Consider the following 23,977-nt stretch of genomic DNA (forward strand, 5'->3'; position numbering starts at 1 on the left):
TCTTCGGGGTCCGTGACGAGCTGGCGACACCGTCCGGCGGCGGTGGACAAGGCCGATGACATGCCGCTCGGGGAGGGGTGCGTCCGGTCCGTCCGGGGTCGTCGGACGGCGTCTCGTCGCGACGAGGCTCGACAGCCGGAAGAAGATCGGATGGTCGCCGAGGGATCTCGGTGATCTCGGACCCGCTCCGCGGGGATAGCAGGAATCCGGGCAGAGGCCTGGAACGCGATCGATGTGGATCGTCCGAGCTCGACGCAGGTCGAGGAAGGCCACTGGGGGCGCGTGACACGGAGGGCCACCGGGGGCGTGCGGTGCGACGCGAGAGAGCCCGGCCGCGACGCCGGCCGCGACGCCCGGCCGCGACGCCGGCCGCGACGCGTGCCGAGGGCTGCGTCGTGCCCGGGTGCGAGGCAGAGCGGCGGGGATGTGCGGTCGCCCGCCGTACGGCGGACCCGCCGTGGGCTCAGGGAGCCCCGGTGCGCAGGGGCGGCGGGAGCGACCCGCCTCGTCCGGGACCGAGCCGCACGGTGAGGGGAGAGAGCCGCGGTGAGCACGTCGTCGAGTCGAGGAGCAGCACCGTCCGGGCACGGCCGCGCCGCCTCAGCCGCGGTGCTGCTGCTTGATCCGGCTCGTGAGCTCCGTGACCTGGTTGTACGTGGAGCGGCGCTCGGCCATCTGCTCGGTGATCTTGCGGTTCGCGTGCATGACCGTCGTGTGGTCGCGGCCGCCGAACTGCTGCCCGATCTTCGGGAGCGACAGGTCGGTGAGCTCGCGGCACAGGTACATCGCGATCTGGCGAGCGGTGACGAGGACGCGCGATCGCGAGCTGCCGCAGAGGTCGTCGATCGTCAGGCCGAAGTACGCGGCCGTCTGCGCGATGATCGCGGCGGGGGTGATCTCCGCGCTGTCCTCGTCGGTGATGAGGTCCTTCAGCACGATCTCCGCGAGCGGGAGGTCGACCTGCTGGCGGTTGAGGTTCGCGAACGCGGTGACACGGATCAGCGCGCCCTCGAGCTCCCGGATGTTCGTCGAGATGCGCGACCCGATGTAGGACAGCACGTCGTCCGGAGCGGCGAGGCGTTCGCTCGACGCCTTCTTGCGGAGGATCGCGATGCGCGTCTCGAGGTCCGGCGGCTGGACGTCCGTGATGAGGCCCCACTCGAACCGGGAGCGCAGGCGGTCCTCGAACCCGTTGAGCTGCTTGGGGGGCAGGTCGGACGTGATGACGACCTGCTTGTTGGCGTTGTGCAGCGCGTTGAAGGTGTGGAAGAACTCCTCCATCGTCTGCTCCTTGCCCTGCAGGAACTGGATGTCGTCGATGAGGAGCACGTCGACGTCGCGGTAGCGCCGTTGGAACGCCCCGGCCTTGCCCTCACCGATGGAGTTGATGAAGTCGTTCGTGAACTCCTCCGAGTTCACGTAGCGCACGCGCACGTTGGGGTACAGGTTGTGGGCGTAGTGCCCGATCGCGTGCAGCAGGTGCGTCTTGCCGAGCCCGGAGTCCCCGTAGATGAACAGCGGGTTGTAGGCCTTGGCGGGTGCCTCGGCCACCGCGACCGCGGCGGCGTGCGCGAACCGGTTGGAGGAGCCGATGACGAACGTCTCGAAGACGTACTTGGGGTTCAGCCGGCTCGGCTCGGCCTGGGGACGCGGCGGGGGAGGTGCCGGCAGGTCAGGGAGGAGCACGTCGTCGGGCTCGATGTAGGGGCGCTCCACCGCCGGCCGCGACGCGGGCGCGAGGACGGGGTCGGAGCTGAGCTCCGGGTCGACGGTGATGCCGAACCGGACGTCGCGCCCGAGGCAGGACGACATCGCGGTCACCAGCTCGTCCCGGACGCGCGTCTCGAGGTACGTGCGGGTCTGCTCGTGGGGAACCGCGATGAAGACGGTGTCGTCCAGGATCGCCAGCGGCTTGGCCAGCCGGATGAACGCGATCTGCCGCGGGGTGATGTCCGGGCTCGCCTCGAGGATGCTCAGGGTCTGTGCCCAGACGTCGGCGATGTTCTCGTCCGGGTTGGCCACGGGCAGTTCCTCACGGGGGTCGACAGCGTGCGCCGGGCAGAGCTCCGGCCGTCGAGCACGCTGACGAGCCGGGCGGGGGTGCGCCGACGAGGAGAAGGTCACGGATGGGGTGATGCTGGGGTCGATCGTGCCACGGGAACCCCTCATCCACATAGTTGTCCACAGGCTGTGGGTTGTAGGGTGAGGATGCTCTCACCGGCAGGATGCCGGGATCCGGGACGACGCCGCGCCATCGTCGCACGCGGCGAAGGTCACCCGTCGTGGTTTGACCCGGAGGGGTCGCGCAGCGTAACGTCAGACAGCCGTTCCAGGTGTTCTTGGCGCGCCCGCGTGGAGGAAACTCGACGCGAGGCCTCACGTCAGGAACTCCCTGCGAGGACCCGGTGCCCCCAGCAATGGCCATCCGGTCCGCGCGCCTGAGCGGTGACCGGGCGGGGGACCGTCCGGCGCACGACCCGAACCACCGGCAGGAGCCAACCGGAGCCTGTCACTGCATCGTCGAGGACATAGACGGTGTACCTCCCCGACGTTCTTGGAGTACCTCGTGAGCAAGCGGACCTTCCAGCCGAACAACCGGCGCCGGGCGAAGACCCACGGCTTCCGGCTGCGCATGCGGACCCGCGCCGGCCGCGCCATCCTGGCTGCCCGCCGCCGCAAGGGCCGCACCGAGCTCTCTGCCTGATCGCACGTGCTCCCCGCGGCGCACCGACTGCGCCGTTCCGTCGATTTCGAGCGGGCGGTGCGCCGCGGCGTGCGTGCTGGTAGGTCGACCGTGGTCGTGCACCTCTCGGAGGATCCCGAGGGCGCTGCCCAGCCGCAGGTCGGCTTCGTCGTCTCCAAGGCAGTGGGGAACGCGGTGCACCGCAACCTCGTGAAGCGCCGACTGCGTGCCGCCACGGCGTCGCGCCTCTCCGTGCTGCCCGCGCACGGGCGCGCCGTCGTCCGCGCGCTTCCCGGCGCGGCGCTCGCCTCCTTCGAGGAGCTCAGCGCCGACCTCGACAGCGGTCTCGTACGTGCGACCCGTCGGCTCGACGAGCGAGCGGGCGAGCGTCGATGACGACGACCCACCCGCCGCGCGTCCCTGCGCCGTCCTCGCCCGAGGAGCCGGGGACCGACGAGCGCGGCATCGTCCGCCGGGTCGTCGACCTGCTGCGCCGGGTCCCCGCTCTCACGCTGATCGGCATGATCAGGGCCTACCAGTCGGTGATCTCCCCGATGACCGGGCCCACGTGCAAGTACTACCCGTCCTGCTCCCAGTACGCCCTCACGGCGGTGCGTCGTCACGGCGCCCTGCGCGGAACGGGCCTCGCCCTCTGGCGGCTGCTGCGCTGCAACCCCTGGAGCCTCGGTGGGGTCGACGACGTTCCGCCGGCACGACACACGCACTAGCCCGCTGCCCGGGAAACGGGCTTTCACACGCTTTGTCCGAAGTTGAGGGAGCAGTCACGGATGGACTTCTTCGCGTTTCTCTACCCGATCGAGTGGGTAGTCGCCTGGATCATGTACTTCTGCCACCAGGGACTCACGTTCCTGGGGTTCTCCGACGGCCCGGGGCCCGCCTGGGTCCTGTCGATCGTCGGCCTGGTCATCATCATCCGCATCCTGCTGATCCCGCTGTTCTTCAAGCAGATCAAGGCGTCGCGCGGCATGCAGCTGCTGCAGCCCGAGATGCAGGCGATCCAGAAGAAGTACAAGGGGAAGACGGACCCCGCGTCTCGTGAGGCCATGAGCCGCGAGACGATGGAGCTCTACCGCAAGCACGGGACGAACCCCTTCGCCTCGTGCATGCCGATCCTGCTCCAGTCGCCGATCTTCTTCGCACTCTTCCGGGTGCTGAACTCGCTGAAGCCGATCTCGGACGGTACGTACTCGCGCGACAGCATCGGACCGATCGACGCTTCGGTGGCGAGCGACATCGAGAGCTCGTCGGTCTTCGGAGCCAAGCTCTCCGACGTCTTCCTCCAGACGGACGACCTGCAGACCCGCATCGTCATCGCCGTGCTCATCCTGGCGATGTGCGCGACGACGTTCTTCACGCAGCGACAGCTCACGATGAAGAACATGCCGAAGGCCGCTCTCGAGGGCCCGATGGCCTCGACGCAGAAGATGATGCTCTACGTCTTCCCCTTCATCTTCGCCGTCTCCGGCGTGAACTTCCCCGTCGGCGTCCTCGTCTACTGGACCACGACGAACCTCTGGTCGATGGGGCAGCAGTTCTACACGATCCGACGCATGCCGGCCCCGGGTTCGGAGGCGGAGCGCCTCCTCAAGGAGCGCCAGGCGCGCAAGCGCGCGGCGAAGGGCGTCGTCGAGGACGCGACGCCGGTCATCGAGCAGCCTCGCGGCCAGCGTCAGCAGCCCAAGCGCAAGGACCGCCAGAAGAGCGCCCCCCGTCCCGTCGGGACGGTGTCCGCGACCACCCCGGAGGATGCCCCGGTGGAGGATGCCCCGGCGGACAAGCCGGCACCGGGCGGTGCCGCGAAGGGCGGGTCCGGGACCGGCGCGTCGAAGCCCGCGCCCAAGAAGAAGAAGCAGAAGTAGACCTGCGCCCGAGCGCGCACGTGCCGTGAGGAGCAACGCATGACGCCTACCGAGACGCCCGCGCCCGACGCGACGTCCACCGAGGAATCCGCCCCGGAGACCACCCGACTCGAGGAGGAAGGGGAGATCGCGGCGGACTACCTCGAGGAGCTCCTCGACATCGCGGACCTCGACGGTGACATCGACATCGACGTCGAGCACGACCGGGCCGCTGTCGAGATCGTCGCGGACGACCCCGCCGCTCTGAGCTCTCTCGTGGGCGACGACGGCGAGGTGCTCGATGCGCTGCAGGAGCTGACGCGTCTCGCCGTGCAGGCCAGGACGGGGGAGCGGAGCCGCCTGATGCTCGACGTCGCCGGCTTCCGTGCGGGCCGCCGTCGTGAGCTCACGGCGCAGGCCGCAGAGGCGATCGAGCGCGTGCGTGCCGAGGGCACCAAGGTTTCGCTCGAGCCGCTCAACGCCTTCGAGCGCAAGGTCATCCACGACGCCGTGGCCGCAGCAGGGCTGCGGAGCGACTCGGAGGGTGTCGAGCCGCAGCGCTACGTCGTCATCTACCCGGCAGACTGACACCGTCGGAGACGACCCCTCCGCTTCTTCGCCCCGCGTTTCACGTGAAACGCGGGGCGAAGTGCGTTCCTGAGGGTGTGCAGGTGCCCACGAGCTGCGAGTGACTCTGGGTGCGGAACTGCTGACGATCCCGCCGGCAGGGGAACCGCACAGGAGATGCGGGGCGCGGCGAGCGCCGGTGGCGGGGCGTGTGCGGTCCCGGGCCGATGCCCTGATAGACGGCGTTCGCTACGTCGCGACGACCGCCGTTCCTCGCGTCGGCGAGGAGAAGTGTGACGACGATCCTCGGAACGTGCGGGACCGTGGTCGCAGCGCGTCGAACCTCGCTCCGCACTCGGTGGGCCGCGCACGCTCGACGTCGTTTCACGTGAAACGATGAGGCGTTCGCACACGAGGAGGCAGACGACCCGATGCAGCACGAGTCCGTAGGCAACGAGGATCCGGACATCCCCCGGGAGGCGTTGATCGAGTACTTCGGTGACGCGTTCGTCGTCGTCGAGAAGTTCGCCGAACGGTTGCGGAGCGAAGGCGAGCTGCGCGGTCTCATCGGACCGCGGGAGGTTCCGCGGATCTGGGATCGTCACATCCTGAACTCGGCCGCCGTCGTGCCCTTCCTGCCCAGGACCGGGTTGATCGCTGACGTGGGATCGGGCGCCGGCCTGCCGGGCGTCGTGATCGCCGCCATGCGGCCGGAGGCGACCGTCTACCTCATCGAACCGATGGAGCGGCGCTGCGCCTGGCTGACGGAGATCGCCGAGGACCTCTCCTTGCCGAACATCGAGGTCAAGCGAGGACGGGCCGAGGAGTATCACGGGGCGTTCGAGTGCGACGCGGTGACGTCGCGAGCCGTCGCGGCACTCGACAAGCTCGCGCGACTGTCGCTCCCGCTGGTTCGACCCGGCGGAGAGATGATCGTTCTCAAGGGTCGTAACGTGAGTCGCGAGATCGATCCGGCGCGGAAGGTCCTGCGCAAGCTCGAGGGGTCGGAGCCGGAGATCATCGAGGCACCGACGCTCCCCGGCGTGGAGACCACGACGGTCGTTCGTATCGTGCGGCAGACTGGATCCCGCTGATCTGGGGAACGGGTGCCGAGGACGTGAGCGACACGCCCGATCTCGGCCCCGACATCCGTCGAAAGCCATGGCGCACGGCGGATGCTGAGAGGCGACGACGGAGAGGATGAGACGCGTGACGCAGAGCCCTGTGGGCCCCGACGGCTCCGAGGAGCAGGTGGCGCTCTCCCACGACGGGGAGGGCGATCGGAGCATGGGAACCGAGGACGACCGCCGGGCAGCGCTGATGGCGAGTCTTCCCGTCGCCGACGAGTCGACGCCGTTGGCGGCTCAGCTCGCGGAGGACGCTCGCCGCCGGATCGACCTCCACGGACGTCGCTTCCCCCGACCGGTGACGACCCGGATCATCACCGTCGCGAACCAGAAGGGCGGCGTCGGGAAGACCACGACGACGGTGAACCTTGCCGCCGGGCTGGCGATGGCCGGGCTCAACGTCCTGGTGATCGACAACGATCCCCAGGGGAACGCGTCGACCGCTCTCGGCGTCGAGCATCGCGCAGGGACGCCGTCGGTCTACGAGGTTCTCGTCGATGGCGACCCGTTGGCGAGTGCGGTGCAGCAGTGTCCCGACATCCCCACCCTCTGGTGCGTCCCGGCGACCATCGATCTTTCGGGTGCAGAGATCGAGCTCGTGTCGCTCGTTTCACGTGAAACACGGCTTCGTCGTGCGCTCGATGAGTATCTCGCCCAGCGTGAGCGCGACGGCCTCGAACCCATCGACTACGTCCTCGTGGACTGCCCGCCGAGCCTTGGCCTCTTGACGGTGAACGCCTTCGTGGTCGGTCGGGAAGTGCTCATCCCGATCCAGTGCGAGTACTACGCCCTGGAAGGCCTGAGCCAGCTCCTCAAGACGATCGAGCTGATCAAGGCGCACCTCAACCCGGGGCTCCATGTCTCGACGATCCTGCTCACGATGTACGACGGCAGGACGAACCTTGCGCAGCAGGTCGCCAGCGAAGTCCGCGAGCACTTCCCGGAGCAGACGCTGCGCACGACGGTCCCGCGCTCCGTGCGCATCTCGGAGGCCCCGAGCCATGGGCAGACGGTCATGACCTATGACCCGGGGTCGACGGGGGCCCTCGCGTACCTCGAAGCGGCCCGCGAGCTCACGCAGCGAGCGGAGAACCGTAGCGACGAGGGGACGAGCGAGGACCGTCAACGGAACGCCGACTTGCGGCCACCCCAGGACCCTCCGGGGTCAGCACATTCCGGTTCCACGTCTCACCACGATCATGAGTTCGCCGGCACCATCGGTGGTCCCGGCCTGCGGCAGGAGGAACAGCGATGAGCGAGAAGCGCCGAGGACTCGGTCGAGGACTAGGTGCCCTGATCCCGACGAGCTCCGAGGGCAGGCGGCCCGTCGACGTCTTCTTCCCGAGCCCTGCCACGGACGAGGCGAAGCACCACGAGACGGCCGGCGCCGCAGAGAGTTCTGTCGACCAGCAGGCCGAGGAGGCGGCAGCCACCACGAGTGTGACGACGCTGGTGGCGGACGCGGACGCGGACGCGGACGCCGGGCCCGCTGACCTCGCGTCCCTTACCTCGCTCTCGGACGCGGACCTCGCTGAGCTGGATGCTGTGGCGGCGGGGGACACCGCCGACTCGAGCGCGAGCCTGGCGCCGACTCGCGACTCGTCGACGACAGACCAGGCGACGACAGACCAGGCGACGGTCGACTCGGCAATGACGGGCGCGGTTTCACGTGAAACGACGTCGGACTCCAGCCTGAAGGCCGGCGAGGAGGAGATCACCGCAACGGAGCCTGGTGCCTCTTCATCTGCGGGATCGACCAGCGTGGAGGAGTGGGCAGGCGGGGCCGCCGACGACCTGGTGCCCGTTCCGGGCGCGCGGTTCGCCGAGCTCCCGACCTCGTCCATCCGACCCAACCCGCGGCAGCCGCGCACCGTCTTCGACGAGGGCGAGCTCGACGAGCTCATCGGTTCCATCCGAGAGATCGGCGTGCTCCAGCCGATCGTCGTGCGCCCGGTGCCGGGGGAGTCCGGCGCGTATGAGCTGATCATGGGCGAGCGCCGCTGGCGGGCGACGCAGGCAGCGGGTCTTGATGTCATCCCGGCCATCGTCCGGGAGACCGACGATGCCGACCTGCTGCGTGATGCGCTCCTCGAGAACCTGCACCGCAGTGCTCTCAATCCCCTCGAAGAGGCAGCCGCGTACCGGCAGCTCCTGGACGACTTCGGCTGCACTCACGAGGAGCTGGCGGACCGCATCTCGCGAAGCCGTCCGCAGATCTCGAACACCCTGCGTCTGCTGCGCCTGCCTCCGCTGGTACAGCGTCGGGTTGCTGCCGGAGTGCTGTCGGCAGGACACGCCCGGGCGCTCCTGGGGCTCACGGACGGTGCGGAGATCGAGCGCCTGGCGCAGCGCATCGTCGCCGAAGGCCTCTCCGTGCGGGCGACGGAGGAGATCGTCGCGATGGGCGGTCTGGACGGGGAGCGTCGCCCGCCGCGAACTCCTCGCGCCGGACAGCGGTCCGCGGCGATCGACGAGCTCGCGCATCGGTTGTCCGATCGCTTCGAGACGCGCGTCAAGGTCGACCTGGGCAAGAACAAGGGCCGTCTCACCGTGGAGTTCGCGTCCGTCGAGGACCTCAACCGCATCCTCGATGTCATGGCGCCCGACGACCCGGGTCTGTTGCGGAAGTAGACGACGATCGCGCCGGTGTTGTCGGTGAATCTGCGTCGACCAGCGTCGGCTCGCGGGATCACCTAGGGGGCGGGTGCGCACGCCATACGGCGAGTGCACCCGCCCCGCTGGCCTGTCGGGAGGACGGACCGCACCTCGTCTCCTCAGCATTACGGTGAGACGCGTGATCCGGCCTCACCGGCGCGCGTCCGAGTCGCATGACCAGCAACCCCTGTGTCGGCCGGTCGCCACAACGCGCTGTGCCCGTGGCGCGTGGTGAGGGAATTGCGTATCTACCGCAGACCCGCCTCGGGACGGGCGGAAGGAAGACTGCCGGGTGGAGCACAAGGCTATTCAGCGAGTGCTGGAACGCCTCGCTGACGAGGACGGCCGTGTCACGATGGGCGGCCTTCGCTCACACCCTTCGAGCGCTGTGTACACGCGAAGGTGATGGTTCCCGCCCGAAGGCAACGGCGGATGTTCCACGTGAAACGGCAGACCAGCGGCCGCGCGCGGGGCATACGCCGTGGAGCGCTCGCGGCTCGGCAGACCCAGCTTCGCCGAACGCTTCTCTGGGAGCGCCCGCGTTGCGTACGCGTGCGAGGTCGTCGCGCCCCGCCTCGACCGACACCGTCGCCGTTCACAGCGTTCCTCCTCGCGCAGAGTCGAGACGCGCATCACGGAGCAGGCTGTGGTCGCGACGTGTTTCACGTGCAACATGTCCGGGACGACGTGGCTGCTGATCCGCTCCACGACGGCGAGCAAGCAGAAGGTCGACGCCGAGCTCCTCATACGCTGCAGCGCCAGCCCATCGTCGAGGCAGCGTAGGCCCGCGGCGCTCTCCGCTCGGAGGCGCGCGCGTCGGAGGCGAGGCCAAACCGCCCCGGAGATGTCGGGCAGATCAAGCGCTCCGTGATGTGGCCGCTCTGGCATCCTGCCAACGGGTCGATGTGCGGGGCGGCGCCTCGTTGTTCTTTGCGGCAGAGGCCGAGGACCCCCGACACCACGCAGATGCTCTGCCAACGGGATGGCCCGTGAGCGGGGCGGCCCTCGGGTCTTCGACGATGGGCCGCAGAGCTGTCGCTCGCGGTTCAATGGCCGACGCCGCTCGATGCCGCTGCCATGCACCACGGCCGACCTCGGGCGCCGGTCGACGGTCCGCCGGAGTCCTCTCGTGAGAACACAGGGGCGTCGCGGCTGGTCGGTACGCGGACGGGCCGGACAACGCGGCGCCTTTCGCTCACGCGCCGTGACCGGCTGTTTCACGTGGAACATCGGAAGGTCGTGGCACCGTCCGATGCGGCTGGGCTAGACACCGCGCACCTACCCGCACCGCGTCGTCCGACTCCGCAGGTGAAGCGCCAGGGCGCGCGACGCATCGGCGGGGCTGGAGGCCACAGCCCGGCACCGGGGGAGGGGAGGGGCTCCCGTGATGCGCCGCCAGGGTCACCAGGGGTGGACCTGGATGCAGGGGAGGGGCTCCCGTGATGCGCCGCCAGGGTCACCAGGGGTGGACCTGGATGCAGGGGAGGTCAGAAGTGCCGCGGTCGGGAAGCTCGCCGCGTGAGGCTCGCTCTTTTCGCTCTCGACCATCCCGATTCCGCGGCAGCCGTGGACGGTCAGCGGCGTCAGGCATCGGTACGGGCGAACCCCCCGCCCACCCGAGACCATCGCCACAGTGGCTCTGCTGCACCGTGCGCGTCGCCGTGGGTGGGAAAGCTCTCCGCCTTCGGAGAATGAGTCAGCACGGGTGCGTCCACACGAACCAGACGTCTACGCGCTTCGCGAGCGCGACGCCGTGCGTCGCCCAGTCCATGGGCGCGGACCCGGGACGCCGTCCGGGGACGGCGCGTTCGCGACGCGGGGCGGTTCGCCCGGAGAGTGGCCCCGCGCGAAGTCGGCCGGTCCCATCAGGCGTGTTTCACGTGAAACGACGCTCCTGTCGGCGACCCCGAGCCGACCTGTCGGTGGGGCGCGAGGGTGCACCGTTCGAGATCATGACGGGAACGTGGGTCGGGCCGGGAACGAGCATCCGCGCCACGGTCGTGATGGGTCGCATCAGTCGGTGCTATCCCGTCGGGCCACCACACCGCGAACTCCGTCGCGGCAGGTCGTGGCATCGCCGTGTCTCTCGCTCACCAGTGCCACCGGAGTGGGCCGAAAACGAACCCCGCGGAGTGGGCCGAAAACGAACGGCGCCGCCGTTTCACGTGAAACAGCGACGCCGGTCAGCCAGGCGGAGGAGGGATCAGTGCCGCACGTGCGCGTTGACGAGAGACCGGTAGAGGTGCCCGAGATCGAGTCCGGCAGCGCGTGCCGCCTGGGGGAGGAGGGACGTCTCGGTCATCCCCGGCGCGACGTTGACCTCGAGGAACTGCACGACCCCGTCAGCGTCGAGGATGACGTCCGTCCGGGAGAGGTCGCGGAGACCGAGCGCGGAGTGGGCTCGAACGGCGACCTCGCGGACGACGCCGAGGACGTCGTCGTCGAGTCGCGCCGGTGCGAAGTACTCGGTGCGGCCGGGGTTGTAGCGTGCGTCGAAGTCGTACGGACCCGTCGTCACGATCTCGACCGGCGGCAGGGCCTCCGGACCGCGGCCCAGGTCGACGACGCTCACGGCCAGCTCGACACCGCGGACGGCCTGCTCGATGAGTGCGACCTCGCCGTACGCGAAGCAGTCGACCATGGCGCGAGGAAGCTGGTCGGCTCGCTCGACGAGCGTGACGCCGAGCGCGGACCCGCCGTGCGTCGGCTTCACGACGAGCGGCAGCCCGAGGCGTGCGACGACCGCGTCGAGCACGGGCTGGGCGCCGAGCTCGCGGAACAGGCTCTGGGGGAGGGTGACGTACTCCGGGGTGCACAAGCCGGCCCCGAGGACGACGTTCTTCGCCACGGGCTTGCTCCAGGCCGCACGGCTCTCGCGCGGACCGGTGCCGACGTAGGGCACGCCGACGAGCTCGAGGACGTCGCGGATGGAACCGTCCTCTCCGCTGGCACCGTGGAGGAGCGGCCAGACGACGTCGGGTCGTGCGGACTCGAGGAAGGGGAGGAGGTCGGCGTCGACGTCGTGCACGGTCACCTCGAGACCGGCGGCGCGGAGGCTCTCCGCGACACGGCGCCCGGAGCGGAGCGAGACGTCGCGCTCGTGCGAGAGACCGCCGGCGAGGATGGCGACGTGCCCGCCCGGGGGGACGTCGTCGTCGGGCCGGAGAAGGTGAAGGTGCTGGTCAGGGCGCTGCGCGTCCGTCGAGGTCGTGCTGTCGGGTACGCCGCTCGTCGTGGGGCTGCCCGTGGTCGTGTCCACTGGTGACGGACTCCTGTTCGGTGCCGCGGGCGCCCGGTGGGGCGGCCGCGGCGTCGTGTGGTGAGGGGCTTCAGGCCAGGTTCGGCGAGGGGTTCTCGACGTCCGTGACGTCGGGGTCGAGCTCGGCGTTGGTGCCGAAGATCTCGACGAGCTCCTGCTCGGCGTTCACGACGCCCGCGAGGCGACGGACGCCCTCGCGGATCCGCTCCGGGGTCGGGAAGCAGTAGGAGAGGCGCACGTGGCTCGCGCCCGTGCCGTCGGCGTAGAACGCGGTCCCGGGGACGTAGGCGACGCGCGCGGTGACCGCGCGGGGGAGCATGGATCGCGCGTCGAGCCCGTCGGGGAGCTGGACCCAGGTGTAGAAGCCGCCGTCGGGCACCGTCCAGCGCGCCGAGGGGAGGTGCTCGGCGAGGGCGCCGATCATGGCGTCGCGACGCTCGCGGTAGAGCTCACGGAACTGCTTGATCTGGCCCTTCCAGTCGCACGTGTCCAGGTAGGCGGCGATGGCGAGCTGCGACGCGTTCGACGGGCACAGGATCGCGGACTCGCTGGCGAGCACGAGCTTCTCGCGGACGGCGTGCGGCGCGACGACCCAGCCGACGCGGTAGCCCGGGGCGAAGGTCTTCGAGAACGAGCCGAGGTAGAGGACGCCGTCCTCGTCGAGGGATCGCAGCGCGGGGAGCGTCTGGCCGTCGAAGCCGAGCAGCCCGTAGGGGTTGTCCTCGATGACGAGGACGCCGTATCGCTGCGCGATCTCGAGGATGCGCGGGCGGCGCTCGGCGGTGAGGGTCACGCCGGCGGGGTTGTGGAAGTTCGGGACGGTGTAGAGCAGCTTGACACGACGCCCGTCGGCGGCGAGGCGCGCGAGCGTCTCCTCCAGCGCCTCCGGGACGAGCCCGTGCTCGTCGAGGGGCACGTGCACGACGTCGGCCTGGTACGACCGGAACACGCCCAGCGCCCCGACGTAGCTCGGCGCCTCCGCGACGACCACGTCGCCCGGGTCGACGAAGATCCGCGTGACGAGGTCGAGCGCCTGCTGCGAGCCGGTCGTCACGACGACGTCGTCGGGGTGGCACTCGATGCCTTCCATCCGCACCACGTCGAGGATCCGCTCACGCAGGGTCTCGTCGCCCTGGCCGGAGCCGTACTGCAGCGCCGTGGCACCGCGCGTCGCGACGAGGCGCTGCATGGTGTCGGCGATCTGGTCGAGGGGGAGGCCTTCGAGGTACGGCATGCCGCCGGCGAGCGACACGACCTCCGGCCGGTTCGCGACCGAGAACAGCGCTCGGATCTCCGACGCTCGCATCCCGTGCGCTCGCTCTGCGTAGGCACCGAACCACGGGTCGAGGCGGGTGCCGCTGGGAGCGGGCTGCTGCGAGGGAGTCGTCGGTCCAGTCACGATCCCCAGTGTGGCACGGAGGATCGGGGGATCGCGTGAAGACGCCGGAGGGCGGACCACCGTGCTGGTGGCCCGCCCTCCGGCGTGCGTGGTGCGAGGTCGCTCGCGGACCGTGCGGTCGCGGGAGGCGACGGCTCAGACGGTCGTGGCGAGCACGGCGTCGATCTCCTCCGTGAGCGCGCGCTTGGGGCGCGCACCGATGATCGACTTCTGCAGCTCGCCGCCGACGTAGACGTTGAGCGTCGGGATCGACACGATGCCGTAGGCGGCGGTCGTCTCGGGGTTCGCGTCGGTGTCGAGCTTGGCGATCTTGATCTTGCCGTCGTACTCCTCGGCGAGCTCCTCGAGGATCGGCGCCACCTGGCGGCACGGGCCGCACCAGGTTGCCCAGAAGTCGACGAGGACGGGGACGTCGGACTCGAGGACCTCCGCGCGGAAGGTGGCGTCGGTGACGGGGACGGTCGACATGGTGAACCTCCTGGGGACGTCGGTGGCTGCGGTGCGGGGTCAGGCCTGGAGCTCGGCGAGCGCCTCGGGCAGCTCGTCGGGGTTCGGCGTCTGCGGGGTGCCGGCGAGGTCCGCGAGGCCCGCCGCGTCGGCGAGCTCGGTGAGGTAGCGCTGCGCGTCGAGCGCGGCGGAGCACCCCGAGCCGGCGGCGGTGATGGCCTGGCGGTAGGTGTGGTCGACGGCGTCGCCGCACGCGAACACGCCCTCGAGGTTGGTCGCGGTGGTGCGCCCGACGACCTGGATGTAGCCCTCGTCGTCCAGGTCGATCTGACCCTTGACGAGCTCGGTGCGGGGCTCGTGGCCGATCGCGACGAACAGTCCCGTCGCGGGGAGCTCGCGCTCCTCGCCGGTCACGGTGTCGCGCAGCGTCACGCCCTCGACCTTCTTGTCGCCCTCGATCCCGGCGACCTCGCTGTTCCAGGCGAACTCGATCTTCGGGTCGTTGAGCGCGCGGTCGGCCATGATCTTCGACGCGCGCAGCTCGTCACGACGGTGCACCAGCGTCACCTTCTCGGCGAAGCGGGTGAGGAACGTGGCCTCCTCCATCGCCGAGTCGCCGCCGCCGACGACCGCGATGTGCTGGTCGCGGAAGAAGAAGCCGTCGCACGTCGCGCACCAGGACACGCCGCGGCCGGACAGGCGCTTCTCGTCGTCCAGGCCGAGCTCGCGGTACGCGGACCCGGTCGCGAGGATGACGGCGCGGGCGCGGTAGGTGTCACCGTTGCCCGTCACGACGGTCTTGACCGGCCCCTGGAGGTCGAGCAGCGTGGCGTCGTCCCACTCGATGCGCGCGCCGAACCGCTCGGCCTGCTTCTGCATGTGGTCCATGAGCTCGGGGCCCATGATCCCGTCGGGGAACCCGGGGAAGTTCTCGACCTCGGTCGTGTTCATCAGCGCACCGCCGGCGGTGACCGACCCCGCGAGCACCAGCGGGGACAGGCCCGCGCGCGCCGCGTAGATCGCCGCGGTGTACCCGGCGGGACCGGACCCGACGATGATCAGGTTCTGGACGGCTGACTGCTCGGTCACGTGCTGCTCCTCGGATGCTCGGTGCGTGGCGGCCGACCACGCGAGAGTGTGAACGCCGCCGGGGCGGCTTCTGTTCCACGGTACGGGGGTTCGCGGGTCGGCGGGTGCTCGGCTCACCGTGGGTGCGAACCGACCGGCACCCGGCTCGCCGCGGCGATGGTCCCGGCGCCGGCCCGCGGCCGTGCCGGCCGACACGGTGCCGTGGGCGGGCGCTCCACGGCACCGTGGCGCCGGAGCGAGGGGCGGTCGGCGACGTCGCACGTGCCCGCGACGAGCACCGCACCACGGGCACGAGCGCAGCGGCAGGCGACGCCGCGGACCGTGGGGGACCCGGCGTCGGGCCCCCCACGACGTCAGGAGACGAGGATCTCGTTGATCTCCGCGCGGTACTCGCCGGCCGGGTTCTGCGGCAGCTCGGTGAACCACAGGACGATGGACTCGGCCTCGACCGGCTGCTCGAACGTGAACGTCGCACCGGGGGAGAGCGGCCCGGAGGCGAGCACCGTGCCCTCGGTGGGGGTGTCCGGGCTCGTCGCGCGGATCTCGACGTTGCCACCGTTCGTCGCGGTGTCGATGACGATCGACGAGACGGGCGCCTTCTCCTCGAGGGTGACGGCGAAACCGATCCCCGAGCGCAGCCCGGCGAAGTCCGCCGCGTTGTAGCGCCGCGAGATCCACGTCGTGTCCGGCTGCTGGTCGTAGGCCAGCGACGCCAGCTCGGGGTGCTCGCCGTCGTTGTTGCCGGCGGCGTCGCCCTCGGGGTCGAGCGCGGTGCCGGACGCGATCATCGGGCGGACCTCGGGCGCGGGGGGTGCCTCCTCGCCCGCGGAGCCGGTGCCTTCACCGCGCTCGGCCGGTGCCTCCGACCCGCCCGCGGTGGGCTCGTTGGTCTGCACGGCGGGGCCGAAGCCGTCGAACGCCGTGTTGACGGCCCAGACGACACCGCCGACGACGAGGGCCAGCACGAGCACGAGGACGATGGGGGTCGCGTTGAACCGTCGCGGCCCGCGCCGCGACGGGACGGGCTCGCTCCACGCTTGCGCGGCGTCGGGACCTGCGGGCGGGGGCGGCGGGGACGCCGGGTCGTACGGCAGGGGAACGGTGCCCGCGTCGTAGCCGACGGGCGGCGGCGGGACCGAGTACGCCTCGGCGGTGGGCGGCGGCACGGCGGCGGTGGCCCCGGTCGCCGCCCCGGCGGCGTACGCAGCCCCCGCGCCCGCACCGGCCGACCCCGGCACCGCGCCGACGCGGTGGATGCGTCCGGTCGTCGGACGGCGGACGGGCGGCGCGGGCGGCGGCGTCCCGGGCGGCGCGCTCGCTGCGCCGTCGAACGCCGTCCGCACCGACTGGCGGCTCACACCGGCGGCGGGCTGCACGAACGCGGGCAGCGCCGCGACGACGGAGACCTCGCCCCAGGGCTCGACCGCACCCACGACGTCGGCGGGCGAGCGCGGGCCCTCTCCCCGGGGCGTCGCGGTCCACTCCGCGGCGGTGCCGTGGGTGCCGGCGAAGGTCTCGGCGCACAGCTCGTCGAGCTCGGCGGGGACGTCGGGACGGACGTCCGAGAGGGCGAGCACGCTGTCGCCCGCGCGCTGCGCGGGCAGCGGGTGGATGGAGTCCGCGGCGATCCAGGGGACGTCGAGGGACGGCCCGGCCCAGCGGGCCGTCATCGCGTAGTAGAGGAGCGCGACGAGCCCGACGGCGTCCGCGCGCGAGGTCTGCTCGGCGTCGTGCTGGTCGTGGCCCGCCACGCCCGCGTCGAGCCCGAGGCCCGTGACGAGCACGCGGCTGCCGTCGACGCGCACCGCGTCCGGGCGCAGCGCGAGATGGTGGACACCGCGGCGCCGGGCGACCTCGAGCGCCGCGGCAGCCTCGCCGACGATGGCGCGGGCCTGCTGCGGGTCGACGATCCCGCCGGCGACGACCTCGCTCAGCGTGATGCCCGTGTAGCGCTCGGTCACGACGTACGCCACGCCGTCCTCGGACCCGACGTCGAGCACCCGCGTGAGGCGCGGGTCGACGACGAGCGCCGCGCGTCGTGCGGAGTCGAGCGCCTCGGCGACGTGCGCGCCGGTGACGACCGAGAGCCGCACCGGTCGGTCGAGGATCTGGTCGTGGGCCGACCATGCCGTGACGTCCGACAGGTCGGACGCGAGCTGCTCGTCGAGCCGGTAGCGCGCGACGAGCAACGTTCCTGGGGCCACGCCGTTCACCGGACCTCCTCCGTGTGGGACTCGTGGTCGAGACCCCATGGTACGCGGGCCCGGATTGCCCCCGTATCACCGGATACCCGCACGTCAGACGTGTCGCGTCACCGGCGGACGAGGCGTCTGACGCGGCCCACGAGCGGTCCCGCGAGCTGGTCGAGCTCCCGCACGCGCATGAGCTTGAGGCCGCCCGCGTAGACGAGGCCCATCACGGTGCCGCCGACCGCCACGACGACGACCGACTGCCACCACGAGAGCCCGTAGATCCCGTCGGCGGGGTCACCCGAGAGCACGACGAAGGCCCGCAGCACGCCCCACCCGGCGACGGCGCTCACGAGCGCGGCGAGGCCGGCCTTGACGTGCAGGCGGAGGATCCGCGCGCCGTCGAGCCCGTGGAGGGTGCGGCGCAGGCCGACGGTGCGGAGCCCGACCGCCACGAGGTTGGACAGGCTCATCGCGAGGCCGATGCCCACGACCCACAGCTGAGGAGGGAGGACCTGCGTGCCGAGCCACGACACGCCGACGAGCACGAGCGTGCCCGGCACCTGGATCCAGAAGACCGTGCGCCCGTCCTCGAACGCGTAGTAGACCCACTTCATGAGGACCATGCCGCCGAGCGGCACGAGCCCGAGCGCCATCGCGCGCAGCACCATGGACACGGCCTCGCCCGAGGCGGCGTCCACCGAGGGCACGAGCAGCTTGGTGACGGGCAGGGCGAGGACGACGAGGACCGCCGTCGCGAACACCGTGAACACGCCGACGGTGCGCACGCCGCGCGAGAGGTCGTGCCGCACGCGCGCGAGGTCGCCGGCGTGGGCGGCCGCGCTCATGCCCGTGAACAGCGCCGTCGCGATGGAGACGGTGACGAGGGAGTGCGGCAGGAGGTAGATCATCAGCGCCTGCGTGTAGGCCGCGTTGCCCGCGACGGCCAGCGCGTCCGAGAAGGCGCCCGGGGCGCCCGTCACGAGCCCGGTGACGGCGCCCAGGGTCCCGGGGTCGTCTCGGTAGGCCCCGAACGTCTGCGCGAGCGCCGCACGGGGTGCCTCGCTCGCGAAGCGCGTCGTGAACAGGACACCGACCTGCTCGAGGAGGACGGCGGCGAACGTCCACAGGGCCACCTGGCCCGCGGACCGCAGGCCGATGCCGTGGAGGCCGAACCGCAGGTGCCAGCGGAAGCCCGCGCGCCACAGCGGGACGACGAGGATGAGCGCCTGGGCGGCGACGCCGAGCGTCGCGGTGCCCGCGAGGAGCGCGATCTTGGTCCCGTCCCACTGCGTGAGGTCGTCGACGTTCCCGGTCGCCGCCGGGCCGTACAGCGCGATGAACGCCGCGAACCCGGCGATCGACACGACGTTGTTGAGCACGGGCGCCCACATGAACGGGCCGAACTGCCCCCGCGCGTTGAGGACCTGCCCGAGCAGCGTGTACAGGCCGTAGAAGAAGAGCTGGGGCGTGCACCAGAACGCGAACACGACGGCGAGCGACGTCTGCGGTGCCGTCCAGCCCGGTCCCGTGTACACCGCGACGAGGATGCTCGAACCGGCCGTGAGCAGCGCGGACAGCGCCAGCAGGATCACGCCCGAGAGCGTGAGCAGCTTGTCGAGCCGTTCCTGCGTGTTGCGCGCGCGGTAGGCGCGCACGATCTGCGGGACGAGGACGGCGTTGAGCACGCCGCCCGCGAGGATCGCGAAGAGGACGTTGGGGATCTTGTTCGCGACGTCGAACGCGTCCGCCACGAGGCCCGTCGTGCCGATCGCGGCGACCAGCAGCACGTTGCGCACGAGGCCCAGGCCGCGCGAGACGAAGGTGCCGGACGCCATGAGCGCCGACGACCGGCCGAGACTCCCCGTGCGGGGCGCCGGGGCCTCGGTGGCGCCCGCCTCCGCGGTCTCGTCGGGGGTGCCCGACGCCGCGGGGTCGCCCGGGAGCGCGCCTTCGACCCTGGGGACGGCGTCGCGCGTCGTCCCCGGGCGAGAACCTCGCCCGGCACCCGCGGGACGGACGTGCCGCGGCTGTCCGGGGCTCACTCGACGCGCTCCTCGTCACGCCGGGGCGGTCCGTCGGGCCCGCTCGGCGCCGCGGCCGGCGGGTCCTGCGGCGACGGCTGGTCGAGCGTGGCGCCGGCCAGACGACGGGGCGAGCGGCCACGACGCACGGTGCGCCAGATGCCGGCGAACAGGGCGATGACGAGCAGGACGGCGACGACGACCGTGCCGACGGACTCCCAGTCGGCCCGCACCCGCACGACGAACTGCTGCGGCTCCGCGACCCGGACCTGGGGCTGCGCGGCGCTGACGAGCTCGACCTCGACCGTGACGTTGCCGCTCCCGAAGCCCTCGACCGGCACCCCGACGCTCGCCTCGGTCGGGACGAGGTCGCCGTCCGCGTCGCGCGTCGCTGCCGGGATGGTCACCGTCGTGCGCTCCGGGGCCCGCAGCCGGGGGTCGTCCGGCCGGAGCACGACCTGGACCGTCGCGTCCTGCGTGAGGGTGCTGCGCACCCGGACCGGCAGGTCCTCCTGCTCGGCGACGAAGAAGAACGACGAGCGCGTCTCCACCGAGAGCCCGCCCCGCACCGCGGCGGACCGCTGCTCGGCCTGCTGGACGGCGAGCGTGCGCGACGGCGGTGCCGCGCGGTAGGCGACGGCCGTCGGCGTGACGAACGCCGGCTCGAGCGGGCGCGTGAGCGCCGTCGGGTCCGCCGCGACCGTCGCGAACGCGGCGAGCTCCGCGCGCGACCGGTCGAGGGACCGGAGCTCGGCGGCACCGATCTCGCCGTCCGCGGGGGCGTCCTCGGGCAGCGACGCGCGGTCGACGGCGGGCGGCTCGACCGCGAGGAGCTGGTCCACGGGTGCGAGGTCGACCCAGCCGGAGTCGCGGAGCGCGTCGAGCCGCGCCGTGAACAGGCCGGGCTGGGGCTCCCACGACCGGGGCAGGGCGGCGAGCACGTGCCGCTGGTCGGCGGGGCGCTCGCGCGCGATCACGGCCGTCTCGGCGAGCAGGCGCTGCGTGGCGGAGACGCCGGAGCCGTCGCCGGCGGAGAGCAGCGCGGTGAGCACCGGGTCGGCGACGAGCGCCGTGACCGGTCCCGCGGACGTCGTCACCGTCGCGACGCCCGAGGGCGTGTACGTGAGCGACTCGTCCGGCGCGAGGCCGCCCGGGCCGACGACCGTCGCGGTCGCTCCCGACGCGACGGCGAGCGTCGTGGTCGCGAGGTCGGGGACGGCGTCGGCCGGCCAGGCGAGGTCGGTGCGCCACCCGTTCGTCGGGTCCGGGGGAGCGGGGGTGCCCGTGTCCGCGGCGTCGTCGTCGCCGTCGGTCGTGCCGTCGGCCGCCGTGCCCGACGCCGGGTCGGACGAGGTGCCCGACGACGGCAGCGGCGTCCCCTCGGGCAGCGCGAGGCCCGCGTGCGCGAACGCCGCGACGTCCGGGTCGTAGGCGCGCAGCGCGAACGTGGAGCGCCCGGCGGTCGCCCCGCTCACGGCGTCCGCCCAGGCGTTCACCGCCGGGTCGGCGGCGACGGCGGCGGCCGCGAGCAGCGCCGGGTCGGCGACCCAGCCCACGTCGGACGTCCCGCCCGTCGCGGCGAGCAGGCGGCCGAGCCGTCCCTCGCTCGCGACCGCGGCCGAGAGCGCGTCGTCGTACGCGACCGGGTCGGGGTCGACCGGGGGGCCCGTCACCGCCGCGACCACGCTGAGCCGCACGGGAGACACGTCGTCCGCCGGGGCCCGGAGCGCGAACGTGCGCTGCACGGCGAGGCGCGTACCGCCGTCGGACACGGCGACCGCCAGGCCGCGCGGGCCCGGGTCGTTGCCCGTGCCGAGGCCGAGCTCGGCGGCCGACGCGGAGAGCGTCACGTCGGCGCTCTCCCCGGGCGCGAGCGGCCGCCCGACGTCCTCGGTGGCGACGGTGGCGCCGACACGCCCGTCGAGACCGGTCGTCGTCCAGCTCTCGAGCGCGGACCGCGTGCGCAGCGCGCGGCGGTCGACGCCGAGGGTCACCGCGGGCGAGCCGAGCGTCTGCTCCGTCCCGTTCGTCACGCGCGCGGTGACGGTGAGGGTGCTGTCCGGCGCGAGGACGGTCGGTGCGAACGACGTGAGCTCGAGCGTCACCGCGTCCTCGCCCTCCGGGACCGTGTCGGCCGCGGCGGGCGGGGCCGCCGTCGTGCCGCCGAGCAGGACGCCGGCCGCGACGACCAGCACCAGGAGCAGGGCGACGAGCAGCCGTGCGGACGGACCGCGGAGCGAGACCGGCGCGGCGCCGGGAGGGCGCGCACCGCTGCGGGAGGAGGGCGTCATGAGTGGTCGGTCGAGCTCCGTGGGGCGGGCGGTGCCGGGCCGCCGCGGCCGTCGTGCGGGTGGCCGTGCGGGCGGACGATCGTCCGGGTCACCCTACTCTCGACCACCCCGTGGAACCGCGTGCGACGGCCCTCGAGGACGCCCTGCGCGACGACGGCGATGCGCCGCTCGTTCGGGTACGCCAGCCGTGCGGGGAGGTCCGCGACCGGGATCCAGGCGACGTCCTCGGCCTCGCCGTCCGGGTCGCCCTCGACCGTGAGGTACCCGCCCGTCGCGCGGAGCAGGAAGTGGTGGACGACCTTGTGCACGCGCCGGTCGTCGCCGGTGAACCAGTAGTCGATGACGCCGAGGGGCTCCTGCACCGCGCCGCGGATGCCCGTCTCCTCCGCGATCTCGCGGACGGCCGCCTGCTCCGGCGTCTCATCGCCCTCGAGGTGGCCCTTCGGCAGGCACCACTCCAGGCGGCCCCCGCGGTTGCGCCGCGCGATGATCGCCGCGCACGGGTGACCACCGTCGACCGTGATGACGAGCCCGCCCGCGGAGACCTCGTCGACCACCGGGAGCGGCGCCGGCGCGGGGCCCGGTCGCGAGCGCGGGTCGATGCGGAGGGCGTGGCCCCCCGGCGGGGCCGGGACGGGGGCGGGCTGCCCGCGGCCGTCGCCACGCCCGCCCGCCGGATCCCTCCGGGGGTCGTCGGCGTGCGCGGGGGTGGACATGGGTTCAACTTTACCGAGTGGGCACCCACCTCCCCGGGACCGGCTCCCCGGCGGGGGCGCCGCATCTGGCAGGCTTGGGTGTCGTGCCCCAGCCTTCGTCCCCCTCGCCGTCGCCCCAGCCGACACCGCCCGCGACACCGCACGCGCTCGAGCTGCAGCGCCGCGCCCTCGCGGTGCTCACCGAGATGGCGCCCGCGGCGATCGAGCTCGGCGAGGCGTTCCGCGCCGCGGGCCACGAGCTCGCGCTCGTCGGGGGACCGGTCCGTGACGCCTTCCTCGGGCGGGCGAGCAACGACCTCGACCTCGCCACCTCCGCGTCGCCCGACGAGACCGAGGCGATCCTCGCGCGGTGGGGCGACGCGCACTGGGACATCGGCAAGGAGTTCGGCACGATCGGCGCGAAGCGCTTCGGGCGCGGCGGGCCCGGTGACGACCTCGTCGTCGAGGTGACGACGTACCGGACGGACGAGTACGACCCGACGTCGCGCAAGCCCGTCGTCGCGTTCGGCGACACGCTGGAGGGCGACCTGTCGCGCCGCGACTTCACCGTCAACGCGATGGCCGTGCGGGTGCCCGACATGACGTTCGTCGACCCGTTCGACGGCCTGGGCGACCTCGCCCGCCGCGTCCTGCGCACCCCGATCGCCCCCGAGCGGTCGTTCGACGACGACCCGCTGCGCATGATGCGCGCGGCGCGGTTCGCCGCGCAGCTCGAGTTCGACGTCGACGGCGGGACGCTCGCCGCGCTCGTCCTCATGACCGAGCGCATCGAGATCGTCTCGGCCGAGCGCGTGCGCGACGAGCTGTCGAAGCTGCTGTGCGGCGCCGCGCCGCGGCGCGGGCTCGAGGTCCTCGTGGACACGGGCCTCGCCGACCACGTGCTGCCCGAGCTGCCGGCGCTCAAGCTCGAGATCGACGAGCACCACCGGCACAAGGACGTGTACGAGCACTCGCTGACGGTCCTCGACCAGGCGATCGCGCAGGAGACCGGGCCCGACGGCGCCGTCCCCGCGCCCGACCTCGTGCTCCGCCTCGCGGCGCTCCTGCACGACGTCGGCAAGCCGCCCACGCGCCGGTTCGAGGACGGGGGCGGCGTCAGCTTCCACCACCACGAGGTCGTCGGCGCCAAGATGGTCGCCAAGCGGCTCAAGGCGCTGCGGTACGACAAGCAGGTGGTCAAGGACGTCGCGCGCCTCGTCGAGCTGCACCTGCGGTTCCACGGCTACGGCGACGGCGCGTGGACCGACTCGGCCGTGCGCCGCTACGTGACCGACGCCGGCCCGCTGCTCGAGCGCCTGCACCGCCTCACGCGCGCCGACTGCACGACCCGCAACCGGCGCAAGGCCCAGCGGCTGCGCGAGTCGTACGACGACCTGGAGCGCCGCATCGCCGACCTCCAGGCGAAGGAGGAGCTCGACGCCGTCCGCCCCGACCTCGACGGGCAGCAGATCATGGAGATCCTCGGGATCCGCCCCGGGCCCGTGGTGGGGAAGGCGTACAAGCACCTGCTGGAGCTGCGCCTCGACCGGGGCCCCGTCGACGAGGAGACGGCGCGCGCGGACCTCCTGCGGTGGTGGGCCGAGCAGCCGGAGTCGTCGGCGTCCTGAGCGTGGCGTACCCCCGGGCGCGCGGGTGAGCCCTCGGGGGTGAGAAGGAGCGAAGACACCGAAGG

17 protein-coding genes and 1 pseudogene are annotated in these 23,977 nt (G+C 72.3%); 9 read left to right on the forward strand and 9 right to left on the reverse strand.

Translation table 11 applies throughout. The features are described 5' to 3' along the window. Positions 1-600 precede the first annotated feature (600 nt). Complete coding sequence (gene dnaA / locus B8281_RS03845) at positions 601-2,022, reverse strand: chromosomal replication initiator protein DnaA (RefSeq protein ID WP_043651559.1); 1,422 nt, start codon at positions 2,020-2,022, stop codon at positions 601-603. 544 nt (positions 2,023-2,566) lie between these two features. On the opposite strand from dnaA, the gene rpmH reads away from it, so the two are divergent. From rpmH to B8281_RS03885, 8 genes are all read left to right on the forward strand, one after another. After that, positions 2,567-2,704 (forward strand): 50S ribosomal protein L34, encoded by a 138-nt coding sequence (rpmH, locus tag B8281_RS03850; RefSeq protein WP_034225701.1) that lies wholly within the window; start codon positions 2,567-2,569, stop codon positions 2,702-2,704. 69 nt (positions 2,705-2,773) lie between these two features. Then, positions 2,774-3,079 carry a ribonuclease P protein component gene (gene rnpA / locus B8281_RS03855; protein ID WP_369824965.1) on the forward strand — a complete coding sequence of 102 codons (306 nt, stop codon included), beginning with the start codon at positions 2,774-2,776 and terminating at the stop codon, positions 3,077-3,079. Next, positions 3,076-3,411, forward strand: coding sequence for a membrane protein insertion efficiency factor YidD (yidD, locus tag B8281_RS20075; protein WP_021479903.1), 336 nt, complete (start codon positions 3,076-3,078; stop codon positions 3,409-3,411). Before rnpA ends, yidD begins: the two co-directional genes overlap by 4 nt. 60 nt (positions 3,412-3,471) lie before the next feature. Next, positions 3,472-4,563 carry a membrane protein insertase YidC gene (yidC, locus tag B8281_RS03865; RefSeq protein WP_043651562.1) on the forward strand — a complete coding sequence of 364 codons (1,092 nt, stop codon included), beginning with the start codon at positions 3,472-3,474 and terminating at the stop codon, positions 4,561-4,563. Between the two features lie 39 nt (positions 4,564-4,602). Beyond that, the gene (locus B8281_RS03870; RefSeq protein ID WP_034651924.1) at positions 4,603-5,130 is read left to right on the forward strand and encodes a R3H domain-containing nucleic acid-binding protein; all 528 of its coding nucleotides are present in this window, start codon (positions 4,603-4,605) and stop codon (positions 5,128-5,130) included. Between the two features lie 410 nt (positions 5,131-5,540). After that, entirely contained in the window at positions 5,541-6,203 is a 663-nt protein-coding gene (rsmG, locus tag B8281_RS03875) for a 16S rRNA (guanine(527)-N(7))-methyltransferase RsmG (protein ID WP_043651568.1), read from the forward strand. A 115-nt stretch (positions 6,204-6,318) separates the two neighbouring features. Further along, complete coding sequence (locus tag B8281_RS03880) at positions 6,319-7,491, forward strand: ParA family protein (protein WP_332306493.1); 1,173 nt, start codon at positions 6,319-6,321, stop codon at positions 7,489-7,491. Beyond that, positions 7,488-8,867: a ParB/RepB/Spo0J family partition protein gene (locus B8281_RS03885; RefSeq protein ID WP_043651570.1), complete on the forward strand. Its 1,380-nt coding sequence runs from the start codon at positions 7,488-7,490 to the stop codon at positions 8,865-8,867. The genes B8281_RS03880 and B8281_RS03885 overlap by 4 nt, the downstream gene beginning before the upstream one ends. Positions 8,868-11,094: 2,227 nt before the next feature. Here the strand turns inward: B8281_RS03885 and B8281_RS03890 are convergent. The 8 genes and pseudogenes from B8281_RS03890 to B8281_RS03925 form a co-directional block, all read right to left on the reverse strand. Continuing rightward, on the reverse strand, positions 11,095-12,015 hold the full coding sequence (locus B8281_RS03890) for a D-alanine--D-alanine ligase (RefSeq protein WP_076404571.1): 921 nt from the start codon (positions 12,013-12,015) through the stop codon (positions 11,095-11,097). A 205-nt stretch (positions 12,016-12,220) separates the two neighbouring features. Then, a complete protein-coding gene (locus B8281_RS03895) occupies positions 12,221-13,549 on the reverse strand; it encodes a PLP-dependent aminotransferase family protein (protein WP_061268283.1) in 1,329 nt (442 codons plus the stop codon). A 135-nt stretch (positions 13,550-13,684) separates the two neighbouring features. Then, positions 13,685-14,017, reverse strand: a complete 333-nt coding sequence (gene trxA / locus B8281_RS03900) for a thioredoxin (RefSeq protein WP_021479912.1) — start codon at positions 14,015-14,017, stop codon at positions 13,685-13,687. Between the two features lie 39 nt (positions 14,018-14,056). Continuing rightward, positions 14,057-15,085 carry a thioredoxin-disulfide reductase gene (trxB, locus tag B8281_RS03905; RefSeq protein WP_021479913.1) on the reverse strand — a complete coding sequence of 343 codons (1,029 nt, stop codon included), beginning with the start codon at positions 15,083-15,085 and terminating at the stop codon, positions 14,057-14,059. A 353-nt stretch (positions 15,086-15,438) separates the two neighbouring features. Then, entirely contained in the window at positions 15,439-17,289 is a 1,851-nt protein-coding gene (locus tag B8281_RS03910) for a protein kinase family protein (RefSeq protein ID WP_232322667.1), read from the reverse strand. A 107-nt stretch (positions 17,290-17,396) separates the two neighbouring features. After that, a complete protein-coding gene (gene murJ, locus B8281_RS03915; RefSeq protein WP_085388594.1) occupies positions 17,397-19,112 on the reverse strand; it encodes a murein biosynthesis integral membrane protein MurJ in 1,716 nt (571 codons plus the stop codon). Positions 19,113-19,315: 203 nt separating this feature from the next. Beyond that, entirely contained in the window at positions 19,316-21,589 is a 2,274-nt protein-coding gene (locus tag B8281_RS03920; protein WP_085386970.1) for a DUF6049 family protein, read from the reverse strand. A 128-nt stretch (positions 21,590-21,717) separates the two neighbouring features. Then, a pseudogene (locus B8281_RS03925) lies at positions 21,718-22,305 on the reverse strand (NUDIX hydrolase); the annotation flags it as partial. Positions 22,306-22,490: 185 nt separating this feature from the next. Between B8281_RS03925 and B8281_RS03930 the strand changes: the two are divergent. Beyond that, complete coding sequence (locus B8281_RS03930) at positions 22,491-23,912, forward strand: CCA tRNA nucleotidyltransferase (protein WP_232322762.1); 1,422 nt, start codon at positions 22,491-22,493, stop codon at positions 23,910-23,912. Positions 23,913-23,977 lie beyond the last annotated feature (65 nt).

Source organism: Cellulosimicrobium sp. TH-20 (genome assembly GCF_002105775.1).
Classification (GTDB): domain Bacteria; phylum Actinomycetota; class Actinomycetes; order Actinomycetales; family Cellulomonadaceae; genus Cellulosimicrobium; species Cellulosimicrobium funkei.